Source organism: Streptomyces apocyni (assembly GCF_009739465.1).
GTDB lineage: Bacteria > Actinomycetota > Actinomycetes > Streptomycetales > Streptomycetaceae > Streptomyces > Streptomyces apocyni.
Window position 1 is genome coordinate 216,413 of sequence record NZ_WHOM01000033.1, and the last position, 25,183, is coordinate 241,595.

25 protein-coding genes are annotated in these 25,183 nt (G+C 72.0%); 10 read left to right on the forward strand and 15 right to left on the reverse strand.

Features of this window, described 5'->3' with window-relative positions; translation table 11 throughout:
• Nucleotides 1-55: 55 nt before the first annotated feature.
• From GCN81_RS01575 to infC, 5 genes are all read right to left on the reverse strand, one after another.
• Nucleotides 56-1,252, reverse strand: a complete 1,197-nt coding sequence (locus GCN81_RS01575; RefSeq protein WP_156721570.1) for a sensor histidine kinase — start codon at nt 1,250-1,252, stop codon at nt 56-58.
• 133 nt (nt 1,253-1,385) lie between these two features.
• Nucleotides 1,386-2,210, reverse strand: a complete 825-nt coding sequence (locus GCN81_RS01580) for a TrmH family RNA methyltransferase (RefSeq protein WP_156721571.1) — start codon at nt 2,208-2,210, stop codon at nt 1,386-1,388.
• 165 nt (nt 2,211-2,375) lie between these two features.
• The gene (rplT, locus tag GCN81_RS01585; RefSeq protein ID WP_156721572.1) at nt 2,376-2,762 is read right to left on the reverse strand and encodes a 50S ribosomal protein L20; all 387 of its coding nucleotides are present in this window, start codon (nt 2,760-2,762) and stop codon (nt 2,376-2,378) included.
• Between the two features lie 102 nt (nt 2,763-2,864).
• Entirely contained in the window at nt 2,865-3,059 is a 195-nt protein-coding gene (gene rpmI / locus GCN81_RS01590; protein ID WP_156721573.1) for a 50S ribosomal protein L35, read from the reverse strand.
• 97 nt (nt 3,060-3,156) lie between these two features.
• On the reverse strand, nt 3,157-3,810 hold the full coding sequence (infC, locus tag GCN81_RS01595; RefSeq protein ID WP_156721574.1) for a translation initiation factor IF-3: 654 nt from the start codon (nt 3,808-3,810) through the stop codon (nt 3,157-3,159).
• Nucleotides 3,811-4,195: 385 nt separating this feature from the next.
• Between infC and GCN81_RS01600 the strand changes: the two genes are divergently transcribed.
• On the forward strand, nt 4,196-4,561 hold the full coding sequence (locus GCN81_RS01600; protein ID WP_156721575.1) for a DUF1844 domain-containing protein: 366 nt from the start codon (nt 4,196-4,198) through the stop codon (nt 4,559-4,561).
• Between the two features lie 35 nt (nt 4,562-4,596).
• Here the strand turns inward: GCN81_RS01600 and GCN81_RS01605 are convergent, their stop codons facing one another.
• Complete coding sequence (locus GCN81_RS01605) at nt 4,597-5,343, reverse strand: SseB family protein (RefSeq protein WP_156721576.1); 747 nt, start codon at nt 5,341-5,343, stop codon at nt 4,597-4,599.
• A gap of 115 nt (nt 5,344-5,458) precedes the next feature.
• On the opposite strand from GCN81_RS01605, the gene GCN81_RS01610 reads away from it, so the two are divergent.
• Nucleotides 5,459-6,418, forward strand: coding sequence for a serine hydrolase (locus tag GCN81_RS01610; protein ID WP_156721577.1), 960 nt, complete (start codon nt 5,459-5,461; stop codon nt 6,416-6,418).
• 105 nt (nt 6,419-6,523) lie between these two features.
• Here GCN81_RS01610 and mycP read toward each other — a convergent pair whose 3' ends face one another.
• Together mycP and GCN81_RS01620 are read right to left on the reverse strand one after the other, a co-directional pair.
• A complete protein-coding gene (mycP, locus tag GCN81_RS01615; protein ID WP_231626294.1) occupies nt 6,524-7,696 on the reverse strand; it encodes a type VII secretion-associated serine protease mycosin in 1,173 nt (390 codons plus the stop codon).
• Between the two features lie 11 nt (nt 7,697-7,707).
• Entirely contained in the window at nt 7,708-8,751 is a 1,044-nt protein-coding gene (locus GCN81_RS01620) for a hypothetical protein (RefSeq protein WP_325065085.1), read from the reverse strand.
• 601 nt (nt 8,752-9,352) lie between these two features.
• Between GCN81_RS01620 and GCN81_RS01625 the strand changes: the two genes are divergently transcribed.
• Nucleotides 9,353-10,561 carry an amino acid deaminase/aldolase gene (locus GCN81_RS01625; protein ID WP_156721579.1) on the forward strand — a complete coding sequence of 403 codons (1,209 nt, stop codon included), beginning with the start codon at nt 9,353-9,355 and terminating at the stop codon, nt 10,559-10,561.
• Between the two features lie 18 nt (nt 10,562-10,579).
• Here the strand turns inward: GCN81_RS01625 and GCN81_RS01630 are convergent, their stop codons facing one another.
• The 4 genes from GCN81_RS01630 to GCN81_RS01645 all read right to left on the reverse strand — a co-directional run bounded on the left by GCN81_RS01630 (nt 10,580) and on the right by GCN81_RS01645 (nt 15,210).
• The gene (locus tag GCN81_RS01630) at nt 10,580-11,575 is read right to left on the reverse strand and encodes a DUF2510 domain-containing protein (protein WP_156721580.1); all 996 of its coding nucleotides are present in this window, start codon (nt 11,573-11,575) and stop codon (nt 10,580-10,582) included.
• Between the two features lie 61 nt (nt 11,576-11,636).
• A complete protein-coding gene (locus GCN81_RS01635; RefSeq protein WP_156721581.1) occupies nt 11,637-12,422 on the reverse strand; it encodes a 3-oxoacyl-ACP reductase in 786 nt (261 codons plus the stop codon).
• Between the two features lie 5 nt (nt 12,423-12,427).
• Nucleotides 12,428-13,837 (reverse strand): aldehyde dehydrogenase family protein, encoded by a 1,410-nt coding sequence (locus tag GCN81_RS01640; protein WP_156721582.1) that lies wholly within the window; start codon nt 13,835-13,837, stop codon nt 12,428-12,430.
• An 8-nt stretch (nt 13,838-13,845) separates the two neighbouring features.
• The gene (locus tag GCN81_RS01645) at nt 13,846-15,210 is read right to left on the reverse strand and encodes a glutamine synthetase family protein (RefSeq protein ID WP_156721583.1); all 1,365 of its coding nucleotides are present in this window, start codon (nt 15,208-15,210) and stop codon (nt 13,846-13,848) included.
• A gap of 76 nt (nt 15,211-15,286) precedes the next feature.
• On the opposite strand from GCN81_RS01645, the gene GCN81_RS01650 reads away from it, so the two are divergent.
• From GCN81_RS01650 to GCN81_RS01660, 3 genes are all read left to right on the forward strand, one after another.
• Nucleotides 15,287-16,012, forward strand: a complete 726-nt coding sequence (locus GCN81_RS01650; RefSeq protein ID WP_156721584.1) for a FadR/GntR family transcriptional regulator — start codon at nt 15,287-15,289, stop codon at nt 16,010-16,012.
• A 161-nt stretch (nt 16,013-16,173) separates the two neighbouring features.
• A complete protein-coding gene (gene eat / locus GCN81_RS01655) occupies nt 16,174-17,640 on the forward strand; it encodes an ethanolamine permease (RefSeq protein WP_156721585.1) in 1,467 nt (488 codons plus the stop codon).
• A 35-nt stretch (nt 17,641-17,675) separates the two neighbouring features.
• Nucleotides 17,676-18,383 (forward strand): gamma-glutamyl-gamma-aminobutyrate hydrolase family protein, encoded by a 708-nt coding sequence (locus tag GCN81_RS01660; protein ID WP_156721586.1) that lies wholly within the window; start codon nt 17,676-17,678, stop codon nt 18,381-18,383.
• 159 nt (nt 18,384-18,542) lie between these two features.
• Here GCN81_RS01660 and GCN81_RS01665 read toward each other — a convergent pair whose 3' ends face one another.
• Nucleotides 18,543-19,514, reverse strand: a complete 972-nt coding sequence (locus GCN81_RS01665; RefSeq protein ID WP_407697929.1) for a LysR family transcriptional regulator — start codon at nt 19,512-19,514, stop codon at nt 18,543-18,545.
• A gap of 85 nt (nt 19,515-19,599) precedes the next feature.
• Here GCN81_RS01665 and GCN81_RS01670 point away from each other — a divergent pair, with 85 nt between their 5' ends.
• A complete protein-coding gene (locus tag GCN81_RS01670) occupies nt 19,600-20,733 on the forward strand; it encodes a TDT family transporter (protein ID WP_156721588.1) in 1,134 nt (377 codons plus the stop codon).
• Here GCN81_RS01670 and GCN81_RS01675 read toward each other — a convergent pair.
• Nucleotides 20,702-21,457, reverse strand: a complete 756-nt coding sequence (locus GCN81_RS01675; RefSeq protein WP_156721589.1) for a helical backbone metal receptor — start codon at nt 21,455-21,457, stop codon at nt 20,702-20,704. The two genes, GCN81_RS01670 and GCN81_RS01675, sit on opposite strands and share 32 nt — an antisense overlap.
• 6 nt (nt 21,458-21,463) lie before the next feature.
• A complete protein-coding gene (locus tag GCN81_RS01680) occupies nt 21,464-22,018 on the reverse strand; it encodes a helix-turn-helix domain-containing protein (RefSeq protein WP_156721590.1) in 555 nt (184 codons plus the stop codon).
• A 250-nt stretch (nt 22,019-22,268) separates the two neighbouring features.
• On the opposite strand from GCN81_RS01680, the gene GCN81_RS01685 reads away from it, so the two are divergent.
• The 3 genes from GCN81_RS01685 (at nt 22,269) to GCN81_RS01695 (ending at nt 25,121) form a co-directional block, all read left to right on the forward strand.
• Nucleotides 22,269-23,174, forward strand: a complete 906-nt coding sequence (locus GCN81_RS01685; RefSeq protein WP_197287440.1) for a 5'-3' exonuclease — start codon at nt 22,269-22,271, stop codon at nt 23,172-23,174.
• A 75-nt stretch (nt 23,175-23,249) separates the two neighbouring features.
• Nucleotides 23,250-24,140: a siderophore-interacting protein gene (locus GCN81_RS01690; RefSeq protein ID WP_407697925.1), complete on the forward strand. Its 891-nt coding sequence runs from the start codon at nt 23,250-23,252 to the stop codon at nt 24,138-24,140.
• 30 nt (nt 24,141-24,170) lie between these two features.
• The gene (locus tag GCN81_RS01695; protein WP_156721592.1) at nt 24,171-25,121 is read left to right on the forward strand and encodes a pseudouridine synthase; all 951 of its coding nucleotides are present in this window, start codon (nt 24,171-24,173) and stop codon (nt 25,119-25,121) included.
• The last annotated feature ends 62 nt before the right edge of the window (nt 25,122-25,183 follow it).

Consider the following 25,183-nt stretch of genomic DNA (forward strand, 5'->3'; position numbering starts at 1 on the left):
GCGCCAAAGGTCGAGTCTAACGGTGTACGGGAAGGCGAAGGTGCCCGTGGGGCGCTCAGACCAGGTAGGCAGGCGTCGCCACGGGCAACGTAAATCGGAACTCGGCGCCGCCCGCCGGTCCCCGGCCGACCGTGATCGTGCCGCCGTGGGCCTCCACGATGCCCTTGACGATGTACAGGCCGAGGCCGGTCCCGCCGCGTTTGCTCCCCCGCCAGAAGCGGGTGAAGACACGGCCCATCGACTCCTCGGGGATGCCGGGGCCTTCGTCGCTCACGGTGACTGCCGTTCCCTCCGCCTGGTGCTTGGGCCGCGCCGGGTCGTCCGGGCGGGCGGTGCTGTCCAGCCGCACGGCGGCCACCTCGATGGTGACAGTTCCCTCGCCGTGCCGCACCGCGTTTTCCAGCAGGTTACTCAGCACCTGGTCGATCTTGTCCGGGTCGGCCCACAGTCCCGGCAGCGGCTGCTGTAGCCGTACCAGGAAGCGCTCGGGGGGCTGGCCCGCGGCGACATGCGCCTGGACATGCCGTCCGACGGCCGCGCCGAGGTCGACGGGCTGACGGCGGACCTCCAGTCGGCCGGAGTCGATCCGGGAGATGTCGAGCAGTTCGGCGATGAGCCGGGTGACGCGGTTGGCGTCGGCGTCGACGGTCTCCAGCATCAGGCGCTTCTGGTCGTCGGTGAAGCGTTCCCACTTCGCGAGCAGGGTGGCCGTGAAGCCCTTGACGGAGGTCAGCGGCGAGCGCAGCTCATGGGCGACGGTGGCGATCAGTTCGGCGTGGCTGCGCTCGGTGCGGCGGCGGGCCTCGGTGTCCCTGAGCGAGACGACCAGGCGGCGCAGCGGTCCGGTGGGGCGGGTACGGACGTACCGGGCGGTGACCAGGACCTCGCGGCCGCCGGGCAGCAGGAGGTTGCGCTCGGGCTGGCCCCTGCGGGTGGCAAGCCCGCCGTACGGGTCGGTCAGCTGCCACCAGCGTCGGCCTTCGAGATCCTCCAGCGGCAGTGCGCGCTCCAGCGGACTGCCCAGGGCGTCGGCGCGGGGTACGGCGGTGATGCGGGCGGCCGCGGCGTTGAAGCAGATCACCCGGCCCGTCTCGTCCGCGACGACCAGGCCGTCCGGCAGGTCATCCGGGTCCAGGCCGAGGCCGCCGAGGCCGCCGGGGTCCTCGGCGTCCTCGGGGGCGGCACAGGGCGTCGGGGAAGGTGGCGGAGCGGCGCCGTGTGCTCCGCGTGGTCCCCTGGTGCCGACAGTCATTCCCCGTACCCCACCCTCTCAACTGGTGCAGTGGGTCCCCGAGCCCGCCACACTACTAGCTGAGGGTTACCGAACGGACCCCCTCAGCCAGCGGTCAGAGCCAGCCAGGGCCTAGGACCGCCCCAGGCCTGTCCTAGGCTCGCTGGGCGCGCGCCGAGGCGTAGAGACATACGGCGGCGGCCGTGGCGAGGTTCAGGCTCTCGGCCCGTCCGTGGATCGGGACGCGCACCACCGCGTCGGCCAGGGCGCGGGTCTCGGCTGGCAGGCCCCAGGCCTCGTTGCCGAAGATCCAGGCGGTGGGGGTGCCCATGGTGCCCATGTCGAGTTCGGTGTCGAGGTCGTCGGTGCCCGCGCCGTCGGCGGCGAGTACCCGGACGCCGGTGTCCCGGAGTCCCGCGACGGCGTCCTCCACGGGGACGCCCACGGCGATCGGCAGATGGAAGTGCGAGCCGACCGAGGCCCGTACCGCCTTGGGGTTGTACAGATCGACCGAGGCATCGGTGAGGATCACGGCCTCGGCGCCCGCGGCGTCCGCGCAGCGCAGCACGGTGCCCGCGTTGCCGGGGTCGCGGACGTGGGCCAGTACGGCGACGAGCTTGGGCCGGGCGGCGAGGATGTCCGAAAGCGGCGAGTCCAGGAAGCGGCAGACGCCGACCAGTCCCTGCGGGGTGACGGTGGTCGAGATATCGGCGATCACGGATGCGTCGGCGTAGTGCACACGGGCTCCGCCGCCCTGGGCCGCGTCGATGACGTCGGTGTACCGCTCGGCGGCCTCGGGGGTGGTGAACAGCTCGATCAGCGTGGGCTCGCCGCCGCTGCGGTGTCCGGCGGCCTCCCGTACGGCCTGGGGCCCCTCGGCGAGGAATCTGTGCTCCTTGGCGCGGATGTTGCGCTTGGCCAGCCGCTTGGCGGCGGCCACCCGCGCGGAGCGGGGGGAGATCAGCTCGGGGGTGCCCATGGTCGGCGGCTCACCTTTTCACGTACGTACGGAAGGGCGGAACGCGGAACGCGGACCGTGGATCGTAGAACACGGACCGCGGAACGCTGAACGCACCGGACCCGCAGGCATGCCACCTGCGGGTCCGGCGAAAGGCCTGTCACGGCCGGGAAGACGGGGCCTGGATCAGGCGGCGGTCTTCGGGGCGTTGACGTCGCTCGGGAGGGCCTTCTGGGCGACCTCGACCAGCGCGGCGAACGCGTTGGTGTCGTTGACCGCGAGCTCGGCCAGCATCTTGCGGTCCACCTCGATGTTGGCGGCCTTCAGACCCTGGATGAGGCGGTTGTACGTCATGCCGTTCTGGCGGGCAGCGGCGTTGATGCGCTGGATCCACAGCTGACGGAAGTCGCCCTTGCGCTTCTTGCGGTCGTTGTAGTTGTAGACGAGGGAGTGGGTGACCTGCTCCTTCGCCTTGCGGTACAGGCGCGAACGCTGACCGCGGTAGCCGCTGGCCTGCTCGAGGATCGCCCGACGCTTCTTGTGGGCGTTGACTGCCCGCTTGACGCGTGCCACTTGATAACTCCTTGTAGCGGGGCCGTGGTGATCGTCACACGGCCCGGTTCGAATAGGTCCCGGTCTCGGCGTCCGGCCCCCGTCGGTGCGGGGGCCGTGACGTCACTTGCCGAGAAGCTTCTTGATCTTCTTGGCGTCGCCCGGGGCCATCTCGGCGTTGCCGGTGAGGCGACGCGTCAGTCGGGACGACTTGTGCTCGAGCAGGTGGCGCTTGCCGGCGCGCTCGCGCATCACCTTGCCGGAGCCGGTGATCTTGAAGCGCTTGCTGGAACCGCTGTGCGTCTTGTTCTTCGGCATAGCGCCGTTCTCTCCTCGTCGGTGGCACTCCCCCGGTCGGGACCGGCAGGCGGGAGCGTCAGTTGTATCGGTTGGCATCCAGGGCTCGCGCCCCGGATCAGGCCTCGGCGGGCTCCTCGGAGGACGCCTCGGCGACTTCCTCGTCGGGGGCACGGTCCCGACGGCTCTCCACCGCGGTCTCCGCGGCTTCCGCCTTGCGGGCGGCCTGGGCCTCGCGGGCCTCGGCCATCGCCTCGGTCTTCTTCTTGTGCGGACCGAGAACCATGATCATGTTTCGGCCGTCCTGCTTCGGGTTCGACTCGATGAACCCGAGGTCCTCGACGTCCGAAGCCAGCCGCTGCAGCAGCCGGAAGCCCAGCTCGGGGCGGGACTGCTCGCGACCACGGAACATGATCGTGATCTTGACCTTGTCGCCCTGCTTGAGGAACCGGACGACGTGACCCTTTTTGGTGTCGTAGTCGTGCGGGTCGATCTTCGGCCGGAGCTTCATCTCCTTGATGACCGTGTGCGCCTGGTTCTTGCGCGCCTCACGGGCCTTCATGGCCGACTCGTACTTGAACTTGCCGTAGTCCATGAGCTTGCAGACGGGCGGGCGAGCGTTCGCCGCCACCTCGACCAGGTCGAGGTCGTACTCCTGAGCGAGCTCAAGGGCCTTGGCAAGCGGAACAATCCCGACCTGCTCGCCGCTTGGACCGACAAGTCGCACTTCGGGAACGCGAATCCGGTCGTTGATGCGGGGCTCGGCGCTGATGGATCCTCCTCGGTAGCACCACGCGACGGTCTGGCGGACTGCCGCGTAACGTCTCTATTCGTTAGACCTAACCGGCCCGGTGCATGAAAAATGCCCCGGACGATCACTTGCGGGGCTCCATCACTACCGGAGCACCGCCGTGTCGTACACGGGGCGCACATCGGACGACCACTGCGGGAGTGGAGCGTCTGACCGGTGACCCGCCGCCCGAAGAGCGGCCAGGTGGGAGATCGGAGCCTCCACTTGTGGGCCGGACACTCGTGGTGCACACGGATATCCAGCCGGTCGATTCACCAGCATACCAGCGTTCGGGGCCGTCGCCGCCCGCCTGCCGGGTGGGCCTAGGCTGGACCGGCCCGTCAATCCGCAGGAAGAAGAAGCAGTCATGAGCGACGACCCGACCACCGAGCCCGGCAGCACCGACTTCGACGCCATGACCCGCGATATCGCGGAGGTCCCCGCGGTCGAGGTGATCGTGACGGTCGCGGTCAACCTGATGAGCGCCTCGGCGGTGAAGCTGGGCCTCACCGACGAGGGCGAGCAGCACAAGGACCTGGACGAGGCCCGCAAGCTGGTGCACGCGCTGGCCGGTCTGCTGGACGCCAGCACCACCGAGATCAGCTCCTTCCACGCGGCGCCGCTGCGCGACGGGCTGAAGTCGCTGCAGCTGGCGTTCCGTGAGGCGTCGCTGGTGCCGGACGAGCCGGGGCAGGGGCCTGGCGAGAAGTACACCGGGCCGGTCTTCGGCTGACCTTCCGTCCTCCCGTCCTCGTAGGTACGCAGGTACTACGAGGACGGACCACGTACGAACAGGGGCTCGCCCGGTGGGGTGGCCGTGACCGGCAGCAGTGCCAGGTCCAGGCCGCGCACCAGGCGGGCCCTCAGTGCGTCGTCGGCGGCCAGCGCCTCGGTGACCTGGCGGGCCGCGTCAGCCGGTTCGGCGTCCGCGGACAGGACCAGCGCGAGGGTTCCGTCCGCCTGGCCGGGGCCGAGGTAGGCGCGGAGCACCGCGGGCACCCCGGCGACCACGGTCCGTACCGCCTCGACGACCGCGGGGTCGGCCAGCGGGTCGGTGGAGACGCGTCCTTCGGCGAGGGCGAGGAGCGCGGGGCGGGGCAGTTCGAAGGCCACGGGACCCGCCAGGTCCAGCACGATGGTGTCGGCCTTCTCATGGGCGGCGGCGCGCAGCGCCTGCCCCAGCGGTACGGCGACCGGCCTGGCCTCGGGGTCCCAGCGGGCGAGTGCGGCGGTCGACGAGAAGGCGGGCAGTGCGGTACGGTCCCCGGCCTTGAGAGTCGGGACGGCCATGTCGCTGGTCTTGTCGCGTTTCAGACCGTTCGCGTCCGTTTCCGCCTCGCCCAGCACCGCGACGACCGGCACCAGCAGCCGGGTGCCGGAGAGCGCCTGAAGCACCCTGCTCGCGTTCTCGGCCGTCCGGTCGCCCGCCCAGGTGGTGAGGGCCGCGGTCAGCCGCGGGTCCGCGGAACCGTCGTCGTCAGAAAAGCCGGAGTCAGGGATGTTCTTGTTCGCCACGACCAGTGACCCTACCGAGCCCGCGCGCGAGGCGTTCCCCTCGGGTTCAGGGGTACGACGAACAAAGCACGCGGGAACGTCGGCGACCACGGGAACGTCGGCGACCATGGGGGGCATGCGACGGCTCAGATACGCGCCCGTGGCCACCGCCGTCCTGCTTGGCTGGGGGCTCGTGGGCTGCGCCCAGAACCAGGCGAACGTGGTGCACGACGCGGCACCACCGCGCCACATACCCACGGTCGCGCCGTCAGCTCTCTCGACGCCGCGAGAGGCGGTCACCGCAGAGCAGGAGGCGGCCACAGGGGCGCGGGAAGCGGCGCAGGAGGCGGTCACGGAGGTGGCGGTGGGGGCGGACCCGGAAGCGAACAAGCGGCTGGCCGAGGCGCTGGCCTCCGTCCTGCCCGACGACGGCCCGACCCGGCTGTCGGTCGCGGTCCTCGACCTGGGCGACGGTGCCCTCGCGGTGCACGGCGGCGAGGAGACATACGACACAGCGAGCATAGTGAAGGTCGACATACTGGCGACGCTGCTGCTCCAGGCCCAGGACGAGGGGCGGGAGCTCACCGAGCGGGAGCGCGCGGCGGCCACCGACATGATCGTCAACAGCGGCAACGACTCGGCGACGGAACTGTGGGAGGCCATCGGCGGGGCCGCGGGTCTGGACGCCGCCAACCAGCGGCTCGGGCTCACCGGGACCACGGCCGGTGAGAACGGCGAGTGGGGGCTGACCCAGACGACCGCGGCGGACCAGGTGGCGCTGTTGCGGGCGGTCTTCGGCGGGCCGGAGTCAGAGCTGGTCGAGGCCTCGCGTGCCTACGTCCAGGAGCTGATGGGGGGCATATCCGACGGCCAGGGCTGGGGCGTGTCGGCGGCCGGTTCGAATGGCGCGCTGAAGAACGGCTGGCTGCCGCGGAGCGCGAGCGGGCTGTGGGACGTGAACAGCATCGGGCGGGTGACCACGGACGACGGTGACCGCTTGGTCGCCGTGATCTCCGACGGCCACGCGACGATGGAGGACGGCGTCGCGCTGGTCGAGGCCTCGGCGAGGGCCGGGGTCGCCTCACTGACGTCCTGACGCCCTGGCGTCCTGAGTCCTGAGGTGCTGGCGCCCTGAGGTCCTGGCGCCCCAGCGTCCCGAGGTCCCGACGCCGCTCGCCCGACGCAGGACGCGACGGGACGGTTACGGCAGCGGTCCGCCGCCCGGCCGTGCGGGCCCCCGGTACCACAGCAGTACGGCCGTCACCAGCAGCGTCGTACCGAGACCACCCGCCAGCAGGCCAGCCCAGCCGATCGCGTCGCGCTCCTCCTCGGGCTGGTCGGGTCCGGGACCGAAGTACCGCGTGCCGAACTCGGCCGGGCGCAGCGACTCGGGCCGCAGCGCGCCGCCCGCGCGGATCGCGGCGGCCGGGTCCACCAGGCCGTAGCCACGGGAGTCGTCGCGGCCGTTGTCGGGGGCGTGCTGGGTGGTGTCCTGGAGCAGCTTCTTGATCTGGGCCGGGGTCAGGTCCGGGTGTGCGGAGCGCACCAGCGCCACCGCGCCCGAGACGAAGGCGGCGGCGGAGCTGGTGCCCCAGCCCTCCACGTATCCGCCGTCAGGCGCGGCCATCACGATGTCGTCGCCGGGTGCGCTGACGGTGGCGTACCAGCGGCGGGTGGAGAACGCGGCGCGGTTGCCGAAGCGGTCCTCGGCGGTCACCGCGATCACGCCGGGGTAGGCGGCCGGGTAGGAGACGCGGTCGCCCTCCTCGCCGCCGTTGCCCGCCGACGCGACGACGACGGAGCCCTTCTTGAGGGCGTACCGGACGGCCGCGTCCTCGGCGGCTGCCGGGTGGGCGGACTCGCTGTCGTCGCCGAGCGAGAGGTTGATCACGTCGGCGCCCTGGTCGGCGGCCCAGCGGATGCCCTTGGCGAGGGCGTTGCCACGGGTGCTGCGGGCCTTCGTCCGCAGGGGGTCGCCGTCTTCGAGGATCACCCGGACCGGGAGGATCCTGGCCTGGGGCGCGACGCCGAGTACGCCGTCGCCGGAGTCCTGGCCGTGTCCGTGGCCCGCGATGATCCCGGCCATCGCGGTGCCGTGCTTGGCCCAGGAGCCATCGCCCCGCGCGGCGCCGAAGCCGATCATGTCCTTGCCGTCGACGACGTTGCGCTCAAGGTCGGGGTGCGCGGCGTCGACGCCGGTGTCCAGGACCGCGACGGTGACGCCCTCGCCCCGCGTGGTGCGCCACGCCTCGCGGGTGGTCGTGCCGTCCAGGCTCCACTGGCGGGCGCGGATCGAGTCGGCCTCGGCGGTGGTGGCGGGCAGCAGGGTGAGCGCGGCGGCGGCGAGCAGGGCGGCGGTCTTGCGGAGTCTCATACGGCGGAGTCTCATGCGGGCTTCTCGGTGGCCGCGCTGACGGTCTTGCGCAACGTGCGCTCCACCCGGTCCGCGAGTCCCTTCGCCTCGTGGCCGAGACCGGCCTGGGCGGGGGCGCTGGTGGCGTCCGTGGCGAGTGCGTCGGCGACCGGCTCCGGGGCGCTGACCGTACGGCCGTCGGCGAAGCCGGACACGGCGTAGACGACCACGGGCGCGTCGGTGAGGACGGAGACCGTCCAGGTCGCGCGCTGCCGGTCGCCGAAGCCCTCGGCGACGGTGCCCCTGGCGGGGTAGGTGCGGGGCATCAGATCGTCACGCCGTTCCAGGCTGTCCTTGGCGAAGCGGGCCCGCAGGGCGCGCATGGCCGGTTCGTCCGCCTCGCTGAACACCATGCCGACGGTGGTGACATGGCTGCGGGTGTCGTCCGTGTACGTGGCGCGCACCAGGCGCTCGCAGCCGACGGGTTCGAGTGCCTTGAGCAGCAGCGGGTCGAGGGCGCCCGCGCACTCGCTGTCCGGGGCGACGGCGATCCGGGTCCAGCGGCGGTCGGCGCCGCCGGGGCCCGCGCCCTCGCCCTTGACCACGGCGGGCAGGAGCGTGTCGACGGGCTCGCTGTGCCAGGTGTCAGCGGCCGCCGCGAACCGGGACCGCTCGGTCGGGTCGGCGGCGTCGGCGGTGAGCCAACTGCCGGTCACCGCCCCGCCGATGAGACCAAGGCCCAGGACGACGCAGGCCGCGGCGACGGCGGTGCGGGCCCTGCCACGGGCGGGGACTCGGCGCAGCCGGGTCGTGGGGGCGTCCTGGTCGTCGTACGGCGAGGGCTCGTCGAACGCGAGCGGGCGCCGCGCGCCGGGCCTGGGCGGTATGACGTCCGCCCTGCGGGACCCCCAGCCGACGGCGTCTGACGGTACGTCACCCGATGGTGCGGCCGCCCTGGGCTGTACGCCCCCGAGCAGTCCCGCGTCCTGGCCAGGCTCGGCTACCCGGGTCGGCCCCTCGTCGACCACCTCGGCGGACAACCCGCTGGCAGGCGGCTCCCAGGGCCGTGTCCCCACGGGCGTACCGGCTGCGGGTCGCCGCCCATCGGGGTTCCCCCGCTCGCCAGCCGTACCGGGGGCCTTCACCGGGCGTAGAGGGACGCGAGGCGCGTGCACTGCCGCAGCGGCCGCCGCGCGGGCGCCAGCGGTGCCAGCCACGCCAGCGGTGCCAGCCGCGCCAGTCACCACCGGGTCCGGACGCGGCTCGCGCGCCGTGGGCGGTGTCGTGGGGGCCTCGGGCACGTCTCGCGGAGCCTGCGAGGCCTGCGGGGTCTCCGAGGCCTGCGGGCGGGCAGGGGCCGTCGGAGGCTGGTCAGAGACCCTCGGAGGCCGGTCAGGGAGGCGGGTCGAGGGGTGCGGGGGTGGCGGGCCAGCGGGGCGCGGAGGTACGGGAGCGCGCTGCGCTTCGGTGCTCATGCACCCCCCGTTCCTCACTCTTGGGCCCCGCTCGATCGCCTTTGGGGACAGGCCCGTTCCTTCCCTGTACCCGCGTCACTCTACGGGCTGACACCGTTCGGCCGAGACCCGATCCACAGCCATGAGGCGATCTGCCCTCTTCATCACGCTCATCCCCCGCATCCCCCTACCCTGCGGTAATCGCGTCTGGCAAGCTGCGCTCATGACAGCCCGCGCCAGTGACCGCGTCCGCTACGACCGGGCCACCGCCCACCTCGACGCGCCCGTCGCCATCGTCGACCTCGAGGCCTTCGACGCGAACGCCGCGGATCTCGTGCGACGGGGCGGCGGTAAGCCGATCCGGGTGGCGAGCAAGTCCCTGCGCTGCCGCGCCCTGCTGGAGCGCGTACTGAGCCGGGACGGGTTCGCGGGTGTGATGTCGTTCACCCTGGCCGAGTCGCTGTGGCTCGCCCGGTCCGGTGTCGACGACGTCCTGCTGGCCTATCCGTCGACCGACCGGGCCGCGTTCGCCGAACTCACCGCCGACCCCAAGTTGGCCGCCGCGGTGACGGTGATGGTCGACGATCCGGCGCAGCTGCGGCTGATCGACGAGGCCAGGGACGGGGACGGCGGCGGCGAAGAGGTGCGGGTCTGCCTGGAGTTGGACACCGCGCTGAAGCTGCTCGGCGGCCGGGTACGGGTCGGAGCCCGGCGCTCCCCGCTGCACTCCCCCGCCCAAGTCGCCGAGCTGGCCCGCGCGGTGGTGCGCAGGCCCGGTTTCCGGCTGGTCGGGGTCATGGCGTACGAGGGTCATGTGGCCGGGGTCGGCGACCGCGTCGCCGGGCGGCCGTTGCGCTCCCGGGCGATCCGGCTGATGCAGTCGGCGGCCCGCCGTGAACTGGCCGCCCGCCGGGCGGAGGTGGTGCGCGCCGTGCGGGCAGTGGCACCCGACCTGGAGTTCGTCAACGGCGGTGGCACCGGCAGTGTGCAGCACACCGCCGCGGAGGACGCGGTCACCGAGATCGCCGCGGGCTCGGGCCTGTACGTACCACGGCTGTTCGACAACTACAGCTCGTTCACCGGCCGTCCGGCGGCGCTGTTCGCGCAGCCCGTGGTGCGCAGGCCCGGTGTGGGCGTGGTGACGGTGCTCGGCGGCGGCTATCCGGCGTCGGGGGCCGCGGGCGCGGACCGGCTGCCGGTGCCGTACCTTCCGGAGGGGCTGAGGTATGACCCGCAGGAGGGGCCGGGCGAAGTGCAGACGCCGCTGCTCGGGTCGGTGGCCGACGATCTGCTGATCGGCGACCGGGTGTGGTTCCGGCACGCCAAGGCCGGGGAGCTGTGCGAGCGTTTCGACGCGCTGCACCTGGTGGAGGGTGAGCGGGTCACCGCGACCGTTCCCACGTATCGCGGTGAGGGCCGCACGTTCCTCTGAGTCGCGAGCGCTCCGGCCCTACGACGGGCTGATGCTGCTGCCCACGCCGCCTGTCCCGGCCTCCTCGTCGCCGAGGTCGCGGATGCCCTTGGTGATCTCGTCCATCCCGGACAGCGGCGGTCCGTCCGCCCCTGCGTCGAACGCGAAGCGCACGATGATCAGGGACTCGGTGCCGATGGTCGACGGGAAGGCCAGGGACTGGACGTATCCGCCGGGGCCCTTGCCGGTCTTGACCTGCCAGCGGACGAGATAGCCGGTGCGGCCCGCCACCGCGACCTGGCCCGCCTGGACCTTCTTGGTCGACGTGATGCCGCCGTGCGGTTCACGGTCGAGGATGCCCTCGCCGTACGCCAGCTCGGCCCAGTCGGAGATGTCTTTCTCGGCGGCCTCTTTCGCGGTGTCGCCGCTGCCTCTGTCGGCGGTGCCGCTGGTGACGGTGCCGTGGTAGCAGAAGCCGCTGGTCGCCGGGCAGTCGTAGCTGTCCTTGGTGCGCATGGTCAGTTCGCTGCCAACTGTGTGCTCCGGCTTCTCCCAGCCGTCCGGGATCGGCAGGGAGACGCCGTTGAGCTGGTCGACCAGCACGCTGGGATCGTCGGCGGACGCGCTGGCGGAGGGCGTGGGGTCGTCGGACGGCTCGTCGCTGGGCTGCTCGTCGCCGGTCTCGGACGGAGGCGCGGTCGGGGTACCGCCGCTTTTCGCCTCCGCACCGTCTGTGTCGTCCTTGCCAAGTACGACGACTCCCGTGACGATCGCGGCGATGAGGACGACCCCGGCGACGGCGAGCGCGATCATCTTGCCCCGCCCCGCGCTCTGGCCGGGGCCTGACGCGGGCATGGGCTGCGCGGGGCCGAAACCGACGGGCTGCCCGGCCGACTGACCGGCCAACTGCTCAGCCGAGTGCCCGGCCTGCTGCGGGGCCCGGGTGTGCTCGGTCCACGCGGTCCCGTCCCACCAGCGCTCAAGGGACGGGACCGACGGGTCCGGGTACCAGCCGGGCGGGGTCGTCATGCTCATGCGGCCACCCTAAGCGGTCGCACGGGGTGCGTGCACCGAACACCCAGGTGACCGGTGACCGCTACACCGGAGTGACGTACGCCCCGGCGATACCGCCGTCGACCAGGAAGTCCGTGGCGTTGACGAACGACGAGTCGTCGCTCGCCAGGAAGGCGACCGCGGCGGCGATCTCCTCGGCCTCGGCGAACCGGCCCACCGGAATGTGCACCAGTCGGCGCGCGGCCCGCTCCGGGTCCTTGGCGAACAGTTCCTGAAGCAGCGGGGTGTTGACCGGGCCTGGGCACAGGGCGTTGACCCGGATGCCCTCGCGGGCGAACTGCACGCCCAGTTCGCGCGACATCGCGAGCACCCCGCCCTTGGACGCGGTGTACGAGATCTGGGAGGTGGCCGCGCCCATGATGGCCACGAAGGAGGCGGTGTTGATGATGGAACCGCGGCCCTGGCGCTGCATATAAGGGATGGCGGCCTTGCAGCACAGGTACACGGAGGTGAGGTTGACGTCCTGGACGCGCTTCCACGCCTCCAGCCCGGTGTCCAGGATGGAGTCGTCGTCGGGCGGTGAGATCCCGGCGTTGTTGAAGGCGATGTCCACGCTGCCGTAGGTGTCGTACGCGGTCTTGAAGAGGGCCTCGACCTGCTCGGCGTTGGTGACGTCGACGCGTACGAAGGTGCCGCCGACCTCCTTCGCCGCGGCGTTGCCCGCGCTCTCGTCGATGTCGCCGCAGACGACGTGGGCGCCCTCGGAGGCGAGTCGGCGGGCGGCGGCCAGGCCGATGCCGCTGCCCGCGCCGGTGATGACGGCGGTGCGGCCCACCAGGCGGCGGCAGATGTTCTCAGTGGTCGTCATGGTGCTCAGGCCTCCGTGCTCTCCGTGCTGATGAAGACGTTCTTGGTTTCGGTGAAGGCGGTCAGGGCGTCCGGGCCCAGTTCACGGCCGAGTCCGGACTGCCGGTATCCGCCGAACGGGGTCCAGTAGCGGACGCTGCTGTGGGAGTTGACGGAGAGGTTCCCGGCGGCGACGGCGCGCGAGACGCGGATCGCCCGGCCCGCGTCGCGGGTCCACAGCGAGCCGGAGAGGCCGTACTCGGTGGCGTTGGCGAGCCGTACGGCGTCCGCCTCGTCGTCGAAGGGCAGCACCACGGCGACCGGCCCGAAGACCTCTTCGACGGCCACGCGCGCGTGGGGCTCGACGGCGGTCAGCACGGTGGGCGGGAACCAGAAGCCGGGGCCTTCGGGCGCGCTGCCGATGATCGCCTCGGCGCCGCTGGGGACGTAGGACCGTACCCGCTCCCACTGCGCCCGGGAGATCAGCGGGCCCATCTGGGTCTTGTCGTCCGCGGGGTCGCCAACGGCCACTGACTCGACGGCGGGGGCCAGGAGTTCCAGGAAGCGGTCGTACACCGGGCGCTGGACGAGGATGCGGGTGCGGGCGCAGCAGTCCTGTCCGGCGTTGTCCAGGAAGGACATCGGGGTGGCGGCCACCGCGGCGTCGAGGTCGGCGTCGGCGAAGACGATGTTGGGGCTCTTGCCGCCGAGTTCGAGGGTCACCCGCTTCACCTGGTCGGCGCACTTGGCCATGATGCGCTTGCCGACCGTGGTCGAACCGGTGAACACGATCTTGGCGACGCCCGGGTGCTCGACCAGGGCGTTTCCGGCGACGGCGCCCGCGCCGGGCAGCACCTGGAAGAGGTGCTCCGGAAGGCCTGCCGCCAGGGCGAGTTCGGCCAGTCGCAGCGCGGTGAGCGGGGTGGTCTCGGCGGGCTTGAGGAGTACGGCGTTGCCCGCGGCCAGTGCGGGGGCGGTGCCCCAGGCGGCGATCGGCATCGGGAAGTTCCAGGGCGCGATCACGCCGACGACGCCGAGGGGTTCGAGGAAGGTGACGTTCAGGCCACCGGGTACCGGGATCTGGCGGCCGCTGAGGCGCTCCACTCCCCCGGCCGCGTAGTCCAGGAGGTCACGGACGTTGCCCGCCTCCCAGCGGGCGTTGCCCAGCGTGTGGCCCGCCTCCTGGACTTCGAGGCGGGCAAGTTCCTCGACGTGGTCGTCCACGGCGGCGGCGAAGCGGCGCAGCAGGCGGGCCCGGTCGGCGGGGGCCAGCGCCGCCCAGCGGACCTGCGCGGCGGCGGCCCGGGTGACGGCGGCGTCGACCTCGGCCGCGGTGGTCGCCGGGACGGTCGCGATGACGTCTTCGGTCGCCGGGTTGAGCACCTGGTGCGCGTACGGCTGCTCATTCGGCTCATTCGGCTCGTGCGAAACGGACAAGTCGGGCCTCACATACGTTCGAAGGAGCGGCGGAGCTCCCAGTCGGTCACCGCGGCGTCGAAGGCGTCCAGCTCGACCCGCGCCATGTTGCGGTAGTGCGCGACCACCTCGGCGCCGAAGGCGGCCTTGGCGATGGGGCTGTTCTCCCAGAGCTCGGCGGCCTCGCGAAGAGAGGTGGGGACGTGCGCGTACTCGCCGGTGTAGGCGTTTCCTTCGCAGACCTCGGGGAGTTCGAGTTGCTGCTCGATGCCGTACAGGCCCGCCGCGACCAGACCCGCGACGGCCAGGTGCGGGTTGACGTCGCCGCCCGGCAGCCGGTTCTCGAAGCGTGTCGAGCGGCCGTGGCCGACGACGCGCAGCGAGCAGGTGCGGTTGTCATGGCCCCAGGCGACGGCGGTCGGGGCGAAGGAGCCCGGCTGGAAGCGCTTGTAGGAGTTGATGTTCGGGGCGTAGAGGAGGGAGAAGTCGCGGAGGGCGGCGAGCTGCCCGGCGAGGAAGTGCCGCATGACCGGGGACATGCCGCCGGGGCCGTCGCCCGCCATGACGTTGACGCCGTCCGCGTCGGTGAGCGAGAGGTGGATGTGGCAGGAGTTGCCCTCGCGCTCGTTGTACTTGGCCATGAAGGTGAGCGAGACGCCCTCCTGGGCGGCGATTTCCTTGGCGCCGGTCTTGTAGATGGCGTGCTGGTCGCAGGTGACGAGTGCCTCGTCGTACTTGAAGACGATCTCGTGCTGGCCGGGGTTGCACTCGCCCTTGGCGGACTCGACGGTCAGGCCCGCGGCGGCCATCTCGTTGCGGATGCGGCGCAGCAGCGGCTCGATGCGGCCGGTGCCGAGTACGGAGTAGTCGATGTTGTACTGGTTGACCGGGGTCAGCCCACGGTAGTCACGGTCCCAGGCCTGTTCGTAGGTGTCCTTGAAGACGATGAACTCCAGCTCGGTGCCGACCTGCGCGGTGAAGCCGTGCTCGGCGAGGCGCTCCAGCTGGCGGCGGAGGATCTGGCGGGGGGCGGCGACGACCGGCGAGCCGTCGTTCCAGGCGAGGTCGGCGACCAGCATCGCGGTGCCCTCGTTCCAGGGGACGCGACGCAGGGTGTCCAGGTCGGGGCGCATGGCGAAGTCGCCGTAGCCGCGGTCCCAGGAGGCCATCTCGTAGCCACCGACGGTGTTCATCTCGGTGTCGACGGCGAGCAGGTAGTTGCAGCCCTCGGTGCCGTGCTCCAGGACCTCGTCCAGGAAGAACTGCGCGGCGAACCGCTTGCCCTGCAGCCGCCCTTGCATATCGGGGAAGGCGAGGACGACAGTGTCGATCTCACCGCTCGCGACGCGGGCACGCAGTTCCTCGATCGCGAGCGGGGGTGTGCGGTCAGCCACGGGATTCTCCTCCTTCGGGCTTCGGGAGTCATAAGGTATGGGTGATGACCATTGATTGGGAAGGGGGAACCGCAACATGGCGGAGATCGGTGCGGACGACCGGCTGACACCCGTGCTGCGGCCCGTGCGGGCGGGCAACGGCTTCGAGGAGGCGCTGGAGCAGATCCTGCAGGTGCTGCGCCTGGGACTCGTACCTCATGGTGAACGCCTCCCCGCCGAGCGAGAGTTGGCGGACCGGCTGCGGATCAGCCGGGTCACACTGCGCGAGGTGCTGAAGGTACTCCAGGACCAGGGGCTGGTGGAGAGCCGACGCGGCCGGTACGGCGGCACGTTCGTCCTGGACCGGCCGCGACCGCCGGGCGAGGGCGAGCTGCGGCGGCGGGTCGCGTCGGTGGACGTCGAGGACATCCTGCGGTTCCGGGAGGTGCTGGAGGTCGGCGCGGCCGGGCTCTGCGCGGCTGACGGGCTCGACGGGGCCCGGGCCGAGCAGCTGCGCGCGGCACTCGCGGCGACCCATGACGCACCCCTGGCCGAGTACCGCCGTCTCGACACCCTGCTCCATCTCACGCTCGCCGAACTGTCCGGCTCGTCCACTCTGACGGCCCAGTACGCCGCCGTACGAGCGCAGGTGAACGACCTCCTGGACGGCATCCCGCTCCTGGTGCGGAACCTGGAGCACTCACAGCAGCAGCACACCGCGCTGGTGGAGGCCGTCCTGGACGGCGACGCGGACGGCGCGCGCGAGGTGATGCGCGAGCACTGCGCGGGGACGGCCGCGCTGCTCAGAGGCTTTCTCACCTGAGCCCGCGTTCACCTCCCCCGCCGGGTACCTCCCCCACCGGGCGCTTCCGGCACCCCTGAAGGTCGGATCCGTAACATCCGTTTAACGCACGGGTCTTGCGCGGCCGCCGCCGGAGCGCAAAGGTGTGGCCCCACACCATTGCCCCGAGACAGGAGCGGTCTATGGCCGAGGGCACCGAATCGCGCATCCCACCAGCCGCCCCTTCCCAGGGCGGCTCCGACGAAGACCGGTACCTCCAGCGGCGCACCCTGCGCCGGGGCAGCGCGGGCTGGCTGCTGCTCACCGGCCTCGGTGTCGCCTACGTGGTCTCCGGCGACTTCTCCGGCTGGAACATCGGCCTGGCGGAAGGAGGCTTCGGCGGGCTCGCCATCGCCATGCTCCTGATGGGCGCGATGTACGCCTGCCTGGTCTTCGCCCTCGCCGAACTCTCCGCCATCCTGCCCACCGCGGGCGGCGGATACGGCTTCGCCCGACGCGCCCTCGGCACCTGGGGCGGCTTCCTGACCGGCACCGCGATCCTCATCGAGTACATCCTGGCGCCCGCCGCGATCTCCATCTTCATCGGCGACTACATCGAGTCGCTCAACCTCTTCGGGCTGACCTCGGGATGGCCGGTCTACCTCGCCTGCTTCGCGATCTTCATCAGCGTGCATCTGTGGGGCGTGGGCGAGGCCCTGCGGTTCAGCCTGGTGGTGACCGCGATCGCGGTGGCCGCGCTGCTCATCTTCGCGGTCGGCGCGTTCACCGAGTTCAGCGCGGACGGCCTGAACGACATCCCGGTCGACACCGAGGCCTTCGGCGCCAGCTCGTGGCTGCCGATGGGGCTGCTGGGGATCTGGGCCGCGTTCCCCTTCGGCATGTGGTTCTTCCTGGGCATCGAAGGGGTGCCGCTGGCGGCCGAAGAGGCGAAGGACCCGGTGCGCTCGATGCCCAAGGCGCTGTCGATCGCGATGGGCGTCCTGGTGCTGCTCGCCCTGCTCACGTTCTTCGCGGCGACGGGCGCGCACGGCGCGAACGCGATCAAGGAAGCGGGCAACCCGCTGGTCGTCGCCCTCCAGGGTGACGGCGAGCCAACGGCGCTGTCCCGCTTCGTCAACTACGCGGGCCTGGCCGGTCTGGTCGCCTCCTTCTTCTCCCTGATCTACGCCGGGTCCCGGCAACTGTTCGCCCTCTCCCGCGCGGGCTATCTGCCCCGCTTCCTGTCCCTGACCAGCAGCCGCAAGGCCCCATACCTGGGCCTGGTCATTCCCGGGGCGATCGGCTTCGGACTGGCCGCGGCGACCGGCGACGGCGGCCGGATGCTCAACATGGCGGTCTTCGGCGCGACCATCTCGTACGCGATGATGGCGCTGTCGCACATCGTGCTGCGCCGCCGCGAGCCCGGCCTGCACCGGCCCTACCGCACGCCGGGCGGCATCGCCACGTCGTCGGTGGCCTTCGTGCTGGCCCTGTCCGCGCTGGTCGCGACGTTCCTGGTGGACAAGACGGCGGCGTTCATCGCGCTCGGCGTCTACGCGATCGCGCTCGCCTACTTCGCCTTCTACAGTCGGCATCGGCTGGTCGCGGCGGCGCCCGAGGAGGAGTTCGCGGCGCTGGCCGAGGCCGAGGCGGAACTCGAACGCACCTGACTCCCCCGTTCTGCCGACCTGGAGGAACCCGAACCGTGTCCCACCCGCCGCTCATCGGTGTCAGCACCTACCTGGAAGCCTCGGCCAAGTGGGGTGTCTGGGACCTGCCCGCCGCCCTGGTCCCGGCCGGTTACCCCCGGCTCGTCCAAGCGGCGGGCGGTCTCGCCGCGATGCTGCCGCCCGACGGCCCTGAGCAGGCCGCGCGGGTGGTGGCGCGCCTGGACGGGCTCGTCATCGCGGGCGGACCCGATGTCGAGCCCGTACGGTACGGGGCCGAGCCCGACCCTCGTACGGGTCCGCCCGCGCGGGAGCGCGACGCCTGGGAACTGGCCCTGATCGAGGCCGCGCTGGCGGCGGGGACGCCGCTGCTCGGGATCTGCCGTGGGATGCAGTTGCTGAACGTGGCGCTCGGCGGGACGCTGACGCAGCATCTGGCCGGGCACCTGGCGGACGTCGGCGTCTTCGGCCAGCACACGGTGAAGCCGGTTCCGGGGACGCGGTACGCGTCTGCGGTGCCCACGGAGGCGGCGGTCCCGACGTACCACCACCAGGCGGTGGACCGGCTCGGCGCGGGCCTGGTGCCGTCGGCGTACGCGTCCGACGGCACGGTGGAGGCCGTGGAACTCCCAGGAGACGGCTGGGTCCTGGGAGTCCAGTGGCACCCGGAGATGGGCGAGGACACTCGGGTGATGGCGGCCCTGGTGCACGCGGCGAAATCTTCCCCACCCCGCCCCTTCCCGTAACTGGGGCTCCGCCCCGGACCCCGGTCCTCAATCGCCGGACGGGCTGAAGAGATCTCAGCCCGTCCGGCGATTGAGGACATCTTTGAGCCCGGCCGGCGAGGCCTTTCGGGAAGGGGTGGGGTGGGGGCTCAATCTCTGACCCGCGCCACCGCGCCCCGGTCAGGCGACCACTCGCCGCGTCAGCGACAACAAGTCACGCGCGGGCCCGGTGGGCCGATGCCCCGTCGTCCACACCGCCCGCAGATCCCGCCGGAGGCGAACGCCCTCCACCGGCACCTGCACCAGCCGCCCCGCCGCGACCTCGTCCCCCACCACCAGCTCACTCAGCACGGAAGGACCCGCCCCGCTCACCACCGCCCCCTTGACCGCCGTGGTCGAGGACAGTTCCAGCAGCGGCCGCGCCAGCCCCCCGTCCGCCGCGAGCGCCGCGTCCAGGACCTGCCGCGTCCCCGAACCCCGCTCCCGCAGGATCAGCGGCGTCGCCGCGAGCTCGGCCGGGCCAAGCGGGGCCCGTCGCCGGGCCCACGGATGCCCCGGCGCCACGACGACGACCAGACTGTCCTGGGCGATCACGACCCCACTGAGCCCATTGGGCACGTCGAGCCCCTCGACGAACCCGAGGTCCGCCTCACCCGCGAGCAACTGCTCGGCTACCGCCAGCGAGTTCCCGGCCCGCAGCGACACCGCGGTGTCCGGCCGCTCCCGGCGCAGCGCGATCAGCCACCCCGGCAGCAGATACTCGGCGATCGTCATACTCGCGGCTACCCGCAACCGCGAGTCGCGCCGGTCCCGCAGCGCCTGCGCCCCCACGTCGAACGCCTCGGCCGCCTCGACGATCCGCCGCGCCCAGTCGGTGACCAGCACCCCGGTATCGGTCAGCCGCGACCCGCGCGGCGACCGGTCGACCAGGGCGACCCCGAGCTGCCGCTCCATCGCCCGTACCCGGCTGCTCGCCGCGGGCTGGCTGATGCCCAGCTCGCGCGCCGCGCGCCCCAGGCTCCCCAGCCGCGCGACGGCGAGCAGCAGCTGCAACGCCCCCAGCTCGGGCACGCGGTGGGCCAGACCCGCCGCGTCGTCGCCCGGGCCCGCCCCCGAGCTCACGCCCGGGCTCACCCCTGCGTTCGCCCCCACCTCACTTGTACTCATAACCCCAGCTTATGCCCTCATAGAGACAAAGCTCCTGGTGACGGACGCGCGCACCCGAGACGCTGGGTTCATGGCCACGTACACGCAGCAGCGCCCGCACACCGCGCCCACCGTGCCCTCCGTCAAGGCCGCCCCCGCCGCCCCCGGCCGCTCGCTGCGGCACCTGGGCCCGAACTGGTACGCGGCCGTCATGGGCACCGCGATCGTCGCGACGGCGGGCACCGCGCTGCCGACCCCGGTGCCACGCCCGGCGGCCGTCGCCGTGTGGGCGCTGTCCGCGCTCGCGCTGGCCGCCGTACTCACCGCCCGCGCCGGGCACTGGCTGCACCACCGTGACCAGGCCCGCGCCCACCTCCTCGACCCGGCGGTCGCCCCGTTCTACGGCTGTCTGGCCATGGCCCTGCTCGCGGTCGGCGGCGGCACTCTCGTCGTCGGCCAGGACGTCATCGGGGCACGCGCGGCGCTCGCCGTGGACGCCGTGCTGTTCACCTCCGGCACCCTGATCGGGCTGCTGGCCGCCGCCGCGATCCCGTATCTGATGGTCACCCGGCACCGGATCGCCCCGGGCACCGCGACGCCTGTCTGGCTGCTGCCCGTCGTCGCCCCCATGGTGAGCGCGGCCCAGGGGCCGCTGCTGGTCCCCCACCTGCCCGCGGGTCAGTGGCGCGAGGCCATGCTGCTGGGCAGTTACGCGATGTTCGGGCTGAGCCTGCTGGCCACGCTGCTGATGCTCCCGTTGGTCTTCGGCCGCCTGGTGCAGCACGGGCCGCTGCCGCTCGCCCTGACTCCCACGCTGTTCCTGGTCCTGGGCCCGCTCGGGCAGTCGATGACCGCGGTCAACGCGCTCGCCAATGTGGCCCCGGGCGCGGTCGGCCCCGCGTATGCCGCGGCATTCGGTGCGTTCGCCGTGGTCTACGGGGTGCCGGTGATGGGCTTCGCTCTGCTGTGGCTGGTGTTCGCCGGTGCGCTGGTGGTGCGCGCGTGGCGGCAGGGAATGCGGTTCACGATGACGTGGTGGGGCTTCACCTTCCCGGTGGGCACCTGCGTGACGGGCGCGGCGGGACTGGCCCGGCACACCGGTCTTGACGCGTACGGCTGGCTGGCTGTGGCGCTGTTCGGCTTCCTGGTGGCGGCGTGGGCGGTGGCCGGGTGCCACACGCTGCGCGGACTCGTCAGCGGCGCGCTGCTGGCAGCACCGCGCTGAGAGCCTCTCCGAGCCGCGCGGGAGCCTCGATCAGCGAGGGCCCGTACCAGGTGAGCATGCGGCCGTCGACGAGAGCCACGGGCAGCCCGGGAAAGGCCTCGGGCCCGTCCTCCGCGGTGAAAGGGTACGGCTCGTCGGGCAGGACGACCAGATCAGCGCCCGCCGCGCGCAACGCGTCCACGGGGGTACGCGGATAGCGCTCCGGATGGTCCGCGTAGACATTGTCGACGCCGAGGCGGGCCAGCAGGTCCCCGGCGAAGGTGTCGCTGCCGAGCACCATCCAGGGCCTGCGCCAGATCGGTACGACGGCCCTTCGCCGCGCCCGCGCCACGCCCACGGGGAGCGACGGCAGCTCGCGCCAGGCGCGCTCGGCCTCGGCCAGCCAGCCGGGACGGGTCAGTCGGCAGCCCGCCACGAGTACCCGCTCCAGCTCACGGAACGCGTCCGGCAGCGTACGGACTTCGGTGACCAGGACGTCGAGACCGGCGGCGCGCAGGGCGGCCAGGTCCGGCTCGCGGTTCTCCTCCTCGTTGGCGATGACCACGTCGGGGGCGAGCGCGATGATCCGGGGAACGTCAGGGTTCTTGGTGCCCCCGATCCGTACGACGCCACGCTCGTCCAGGTCGGCCGGGTGGCTGCACCAGTCGGTGGCGCCGACCAGCAGTCCGGGCGCGCTGTGCGCCACCGCCTCGGTCAGCGAGGGCACCAGGGAGACGACACGCATACGGCGCTACTCCGGCTCGGCCTTGATGTGCTCGGCCACCGCGACCAGCAGAATCCGCGTGTCGGGCACGGCTGACCGCCAGCGGTGCCGTACCCCACCGGACAGGAAGAGGGTGTCGCCGCGTGCCAGGCGGTAGGCCCTGCCCTCCGCCTCCACCTCGACGGCGCCCTCCGACACGTACATCAACTCGTCGTTGCGGTGCTGGAACTCGCGCCCCGCGTCGTGGTCGCCGACGAACTCCACGGCGTGCAGCTGGTGCTGACCCCGCACCAGGTGCCGGGTGCTCGGTCCGTCCGCTGGCTCGCTCTCGGGGCCAGCGCGCACCACGTCGACCGTGCGCTCCGCGTCGGCGGCGCAGAGGAGCTGGGCGGCCGTCGTCCCCAGGGCGTCCGCTACGCGCTCCAGCGAGGTGCGGCTGGGCCGGGCGCGTTCGTTCTCGACCTGGCTCAGGAACGGCACGGACAGGCCGCTGCGCCGAGCGACCGTGGCGAGCGTCAGGCTCAGCGACCTGCGCCGACGGCGGATGGCCACGCCGACGCGGACGGATTCCTTGTCATCCATGCTCCGACCCCCCTCTGTCCTCGTTCCTGTGTCGTGTGTTCTGTGTCGTGTATCCAGTGTCCCGCGCCCTGTGCCTGTGCCTGTGCCCTGGCAGTCGTATCCCTGTGCTGTGCACCCTACGCAAGGCACGGCGTCCATGCCCCGACAACGGCTCTCTCGCACGAGGTGCCCGTACGGCCGTGACCGTAACGCCCCGTTGTCAGTGGCGTGCGGCATGATGCCGTGTGTGACGCAGCAAACTCGACGGCTCATGCTCCTGGACACCGCATCGCTCTACTACCGGGCGTACTTCGGGGTACCCGACTCCGTCCGGGCCCCGGACGGCACCCCGGTCAACGCCGTGCGCGGACTGCTCGACTTCATCGCCCGGCTGGTGCAGGACCACCGCCCGGACGATCTGGTGGCGTGCATGGACGCGGACTGGCGCCCGCACTGGCGGGTCGAACTGATCCCCTCCTACAAGGCCCACCGAGTCGCCGAGGAGTTCGCCGAAGGACCGGACACCGAGGAGACCCCGGACACGCTCGCCCCCCAGGTCCCCATCATCGAGGACGTGCTGGACGCGCTCGGGATCGCCCGCATCGGCGCTGAGGGATACGAGGCGGACGACGTGATCGGCACCCTGGCCTCCCGGGCCACGGGCCCGGTGGACATCGTCACCGGCGACCGGGACCTCTACCAACTGGTGGACGACGCACGCGGCATCCGCGTGCTCTACCCGCTCAAGGGCGTGGGCAGCCTGCAGCTCACCGACGAAGCGGTGCTCCGCGAGAAGTACGCGGTCGACGGCCCGGGCTATGTGGACCTGGCCCTGCTGCGCGGCGATCCGAGCGACGGGCTGCCGGGCGTCCCCGGCATCGGCGACAAGACGGCCGCCAAGCTGCTCGCGCAGTACGGCGATCTGGCCGGGATCATGGCCGCGATCGACGACCGCACCTCCAAGCTCACCCCGTCGCAGCGCAAGCGCCTGGATGAGGCGCGGGCCTATATCGCCGTAGCGCCGAAGGTGGTGCGGGTCGCGACCGACGTGCCGGTGCCGGATCTCGACTTCGCGCTCCCCCGTGAACCGCTGCACCCGGCGGCGCTGGACGAGCTGGCCGCGCGGTGGGGCCTGGGCGGAGCTTTGAAGCGTCTCCTCACGACACTCCAGGCCTAAGAGCCTGTCCGTGCCGCTGACGCGAGGTGTTAACTTAGGTTTACCTAAGTTAGTCGATGGTCAGGGGAGGCCTCCGTGGCAGCACGTCCGGCACCGACACCGGCACCGGCAGGACCAGCGGCACGCACCGCGCCGAAGACCCACCGCGGGGAAGTGCTGCGCACCGAGCGCCTCACCCCAGGCATGCAGCGGGTGGTCCTCGGCGGTGCGGGCCTGGACCACTTCACCGTGGGCGATTACACCGACCACTACATCAAGCTGCTGTTCCCCATTGAGGGCGTCCGCTACCCCGAGCCGTTCGACATCCGGCGGATACGCGCCGACTTCCCCCGCGATAAGTGGCCCGCCCAGCGCACCTACACGGTACGCGGCTGGGACGCCGAACGGCGCGAGCTGACCGTGGACTTCGTGGTGCATGGCGACGAGGGTCTCGCCGGACCGTGGGCAATGCGGGCACGGCCCGGCGATGTGCTGCACTTCGGGGGCCCCGGTGGCGGCTACGCACCGCGAGCGGACGCGGACTGGCATCTGCTGGCCGGTGACGAGAGCGCCCTGCCCGCCATCGCCGCCTCACTGGAGCGGCTCCCGGCAGGCGCCACGGCCCACGCCTTCGTCGAGGTCGCGGGCCCGGAGGAAGAACAGCAGATCAACGCCCCGGACGGCGCCCGGATCACCTGGCTGCACCGTGACGATCGCCCCGTGGGCGCGGCGCTGACGGAGGCCGTACGGAAGCTGGACTTCCCGGCAGGTGAGGTGCAGGCCTTCGTCCACGGCGAGGCCGGATTCGTGAAGGACCTCCGCCACTACCTCCGCATCGAGCGCGAGGTGCCACGCGAACGGCTGTCGATCTCCGGCTACTGGCGACTCGGCCACAACGAGGACGGCTGGCAGGCCACCAAACGCGACTGGAACACCCAGGTAGAGGCGGAACAAGAGCCCGCCACCGCCCTCCCGACGGCGTCCTGACCGCACCGCGGGCCTCGTACGCTTGGTTCCGTGTCCCGACGCAGGCCCCGTATCCCACCCGCCCCGCTGCCCCAGCGCCACGGAATCGACCCCGTCCGGCTGAGGCTGCCCCAGGGCGGCGGCTGGGCGACCGTACGCGAGCACCTGGTGGAGCGGCTACCGGTGGGCCCGGCGACGATCGACGCCATGATCCGGGACGGGGACGTGGCCACGGTGGACGGGCCCGTGGCACCGGACACCCCCTACGCGGGAGGTGCCCATGTCTGGTTCCACCGCGATCTGCCCACCGAGATGCCGGTCCCATTCGGCATCGACGTGGTGTATCAGGACGATCATCTGGTCGTCGCCGACAAGCCGCACTTCCTCGCCACCACCCCGCGCGGCAGCCACATCACCGAAACGGCACTGGCCCGGCTGCGCCGTGAGCTGGAGCTGCCCACGCTCAGCCCGGCGCACCGGCTCGACCGGCTGACCGCTGGCCTGGTGATGTTCACCGTACGACCCGAGGACCGCGGCGCCTACCAGTCGCTCTTCAGCGACCGGCGTGTGCACAAGGAGTACGAGGCCGTGGCCGCCCACGTACCGGGGCTCGACCTGCCGGTCTCGGTGCGCAGCCGGATCGAGAAGGTACGGGGTCGGATCGACGCCTACGAGACGGAGGGCGAGCCGAACAGCGAGAGCCACATCGAGCTGGTCGAACACCGCGCGGGGCTCGGGCGGTACCGGCTGATCCCCCGCACCGGCCGCACCCACCAGCTGCGGGTCCATATGAACGCGCTCGGCATCCCGATCCTCGGCGACCCGACCTACCCGGCCGTCACCGACCCCGCCCCGGACGACTTCGGCCAGCCGCTGCAACTGCTCGCCCGCGCACTGGAGTTCACCGACCCGCTGACCGGCCGCGCGCATCGGTTCGCGAGCCGCCGCACGCTGGAGGCCTGGACGGCCCCGGACCAGTGGGCTCCCCCACCCGCCGCCTGACCTAGACCCAGACCCAGACCCCCAGCTCTCAGCCTCGTACGCCCCGCCCCGCCCCGCGCCCG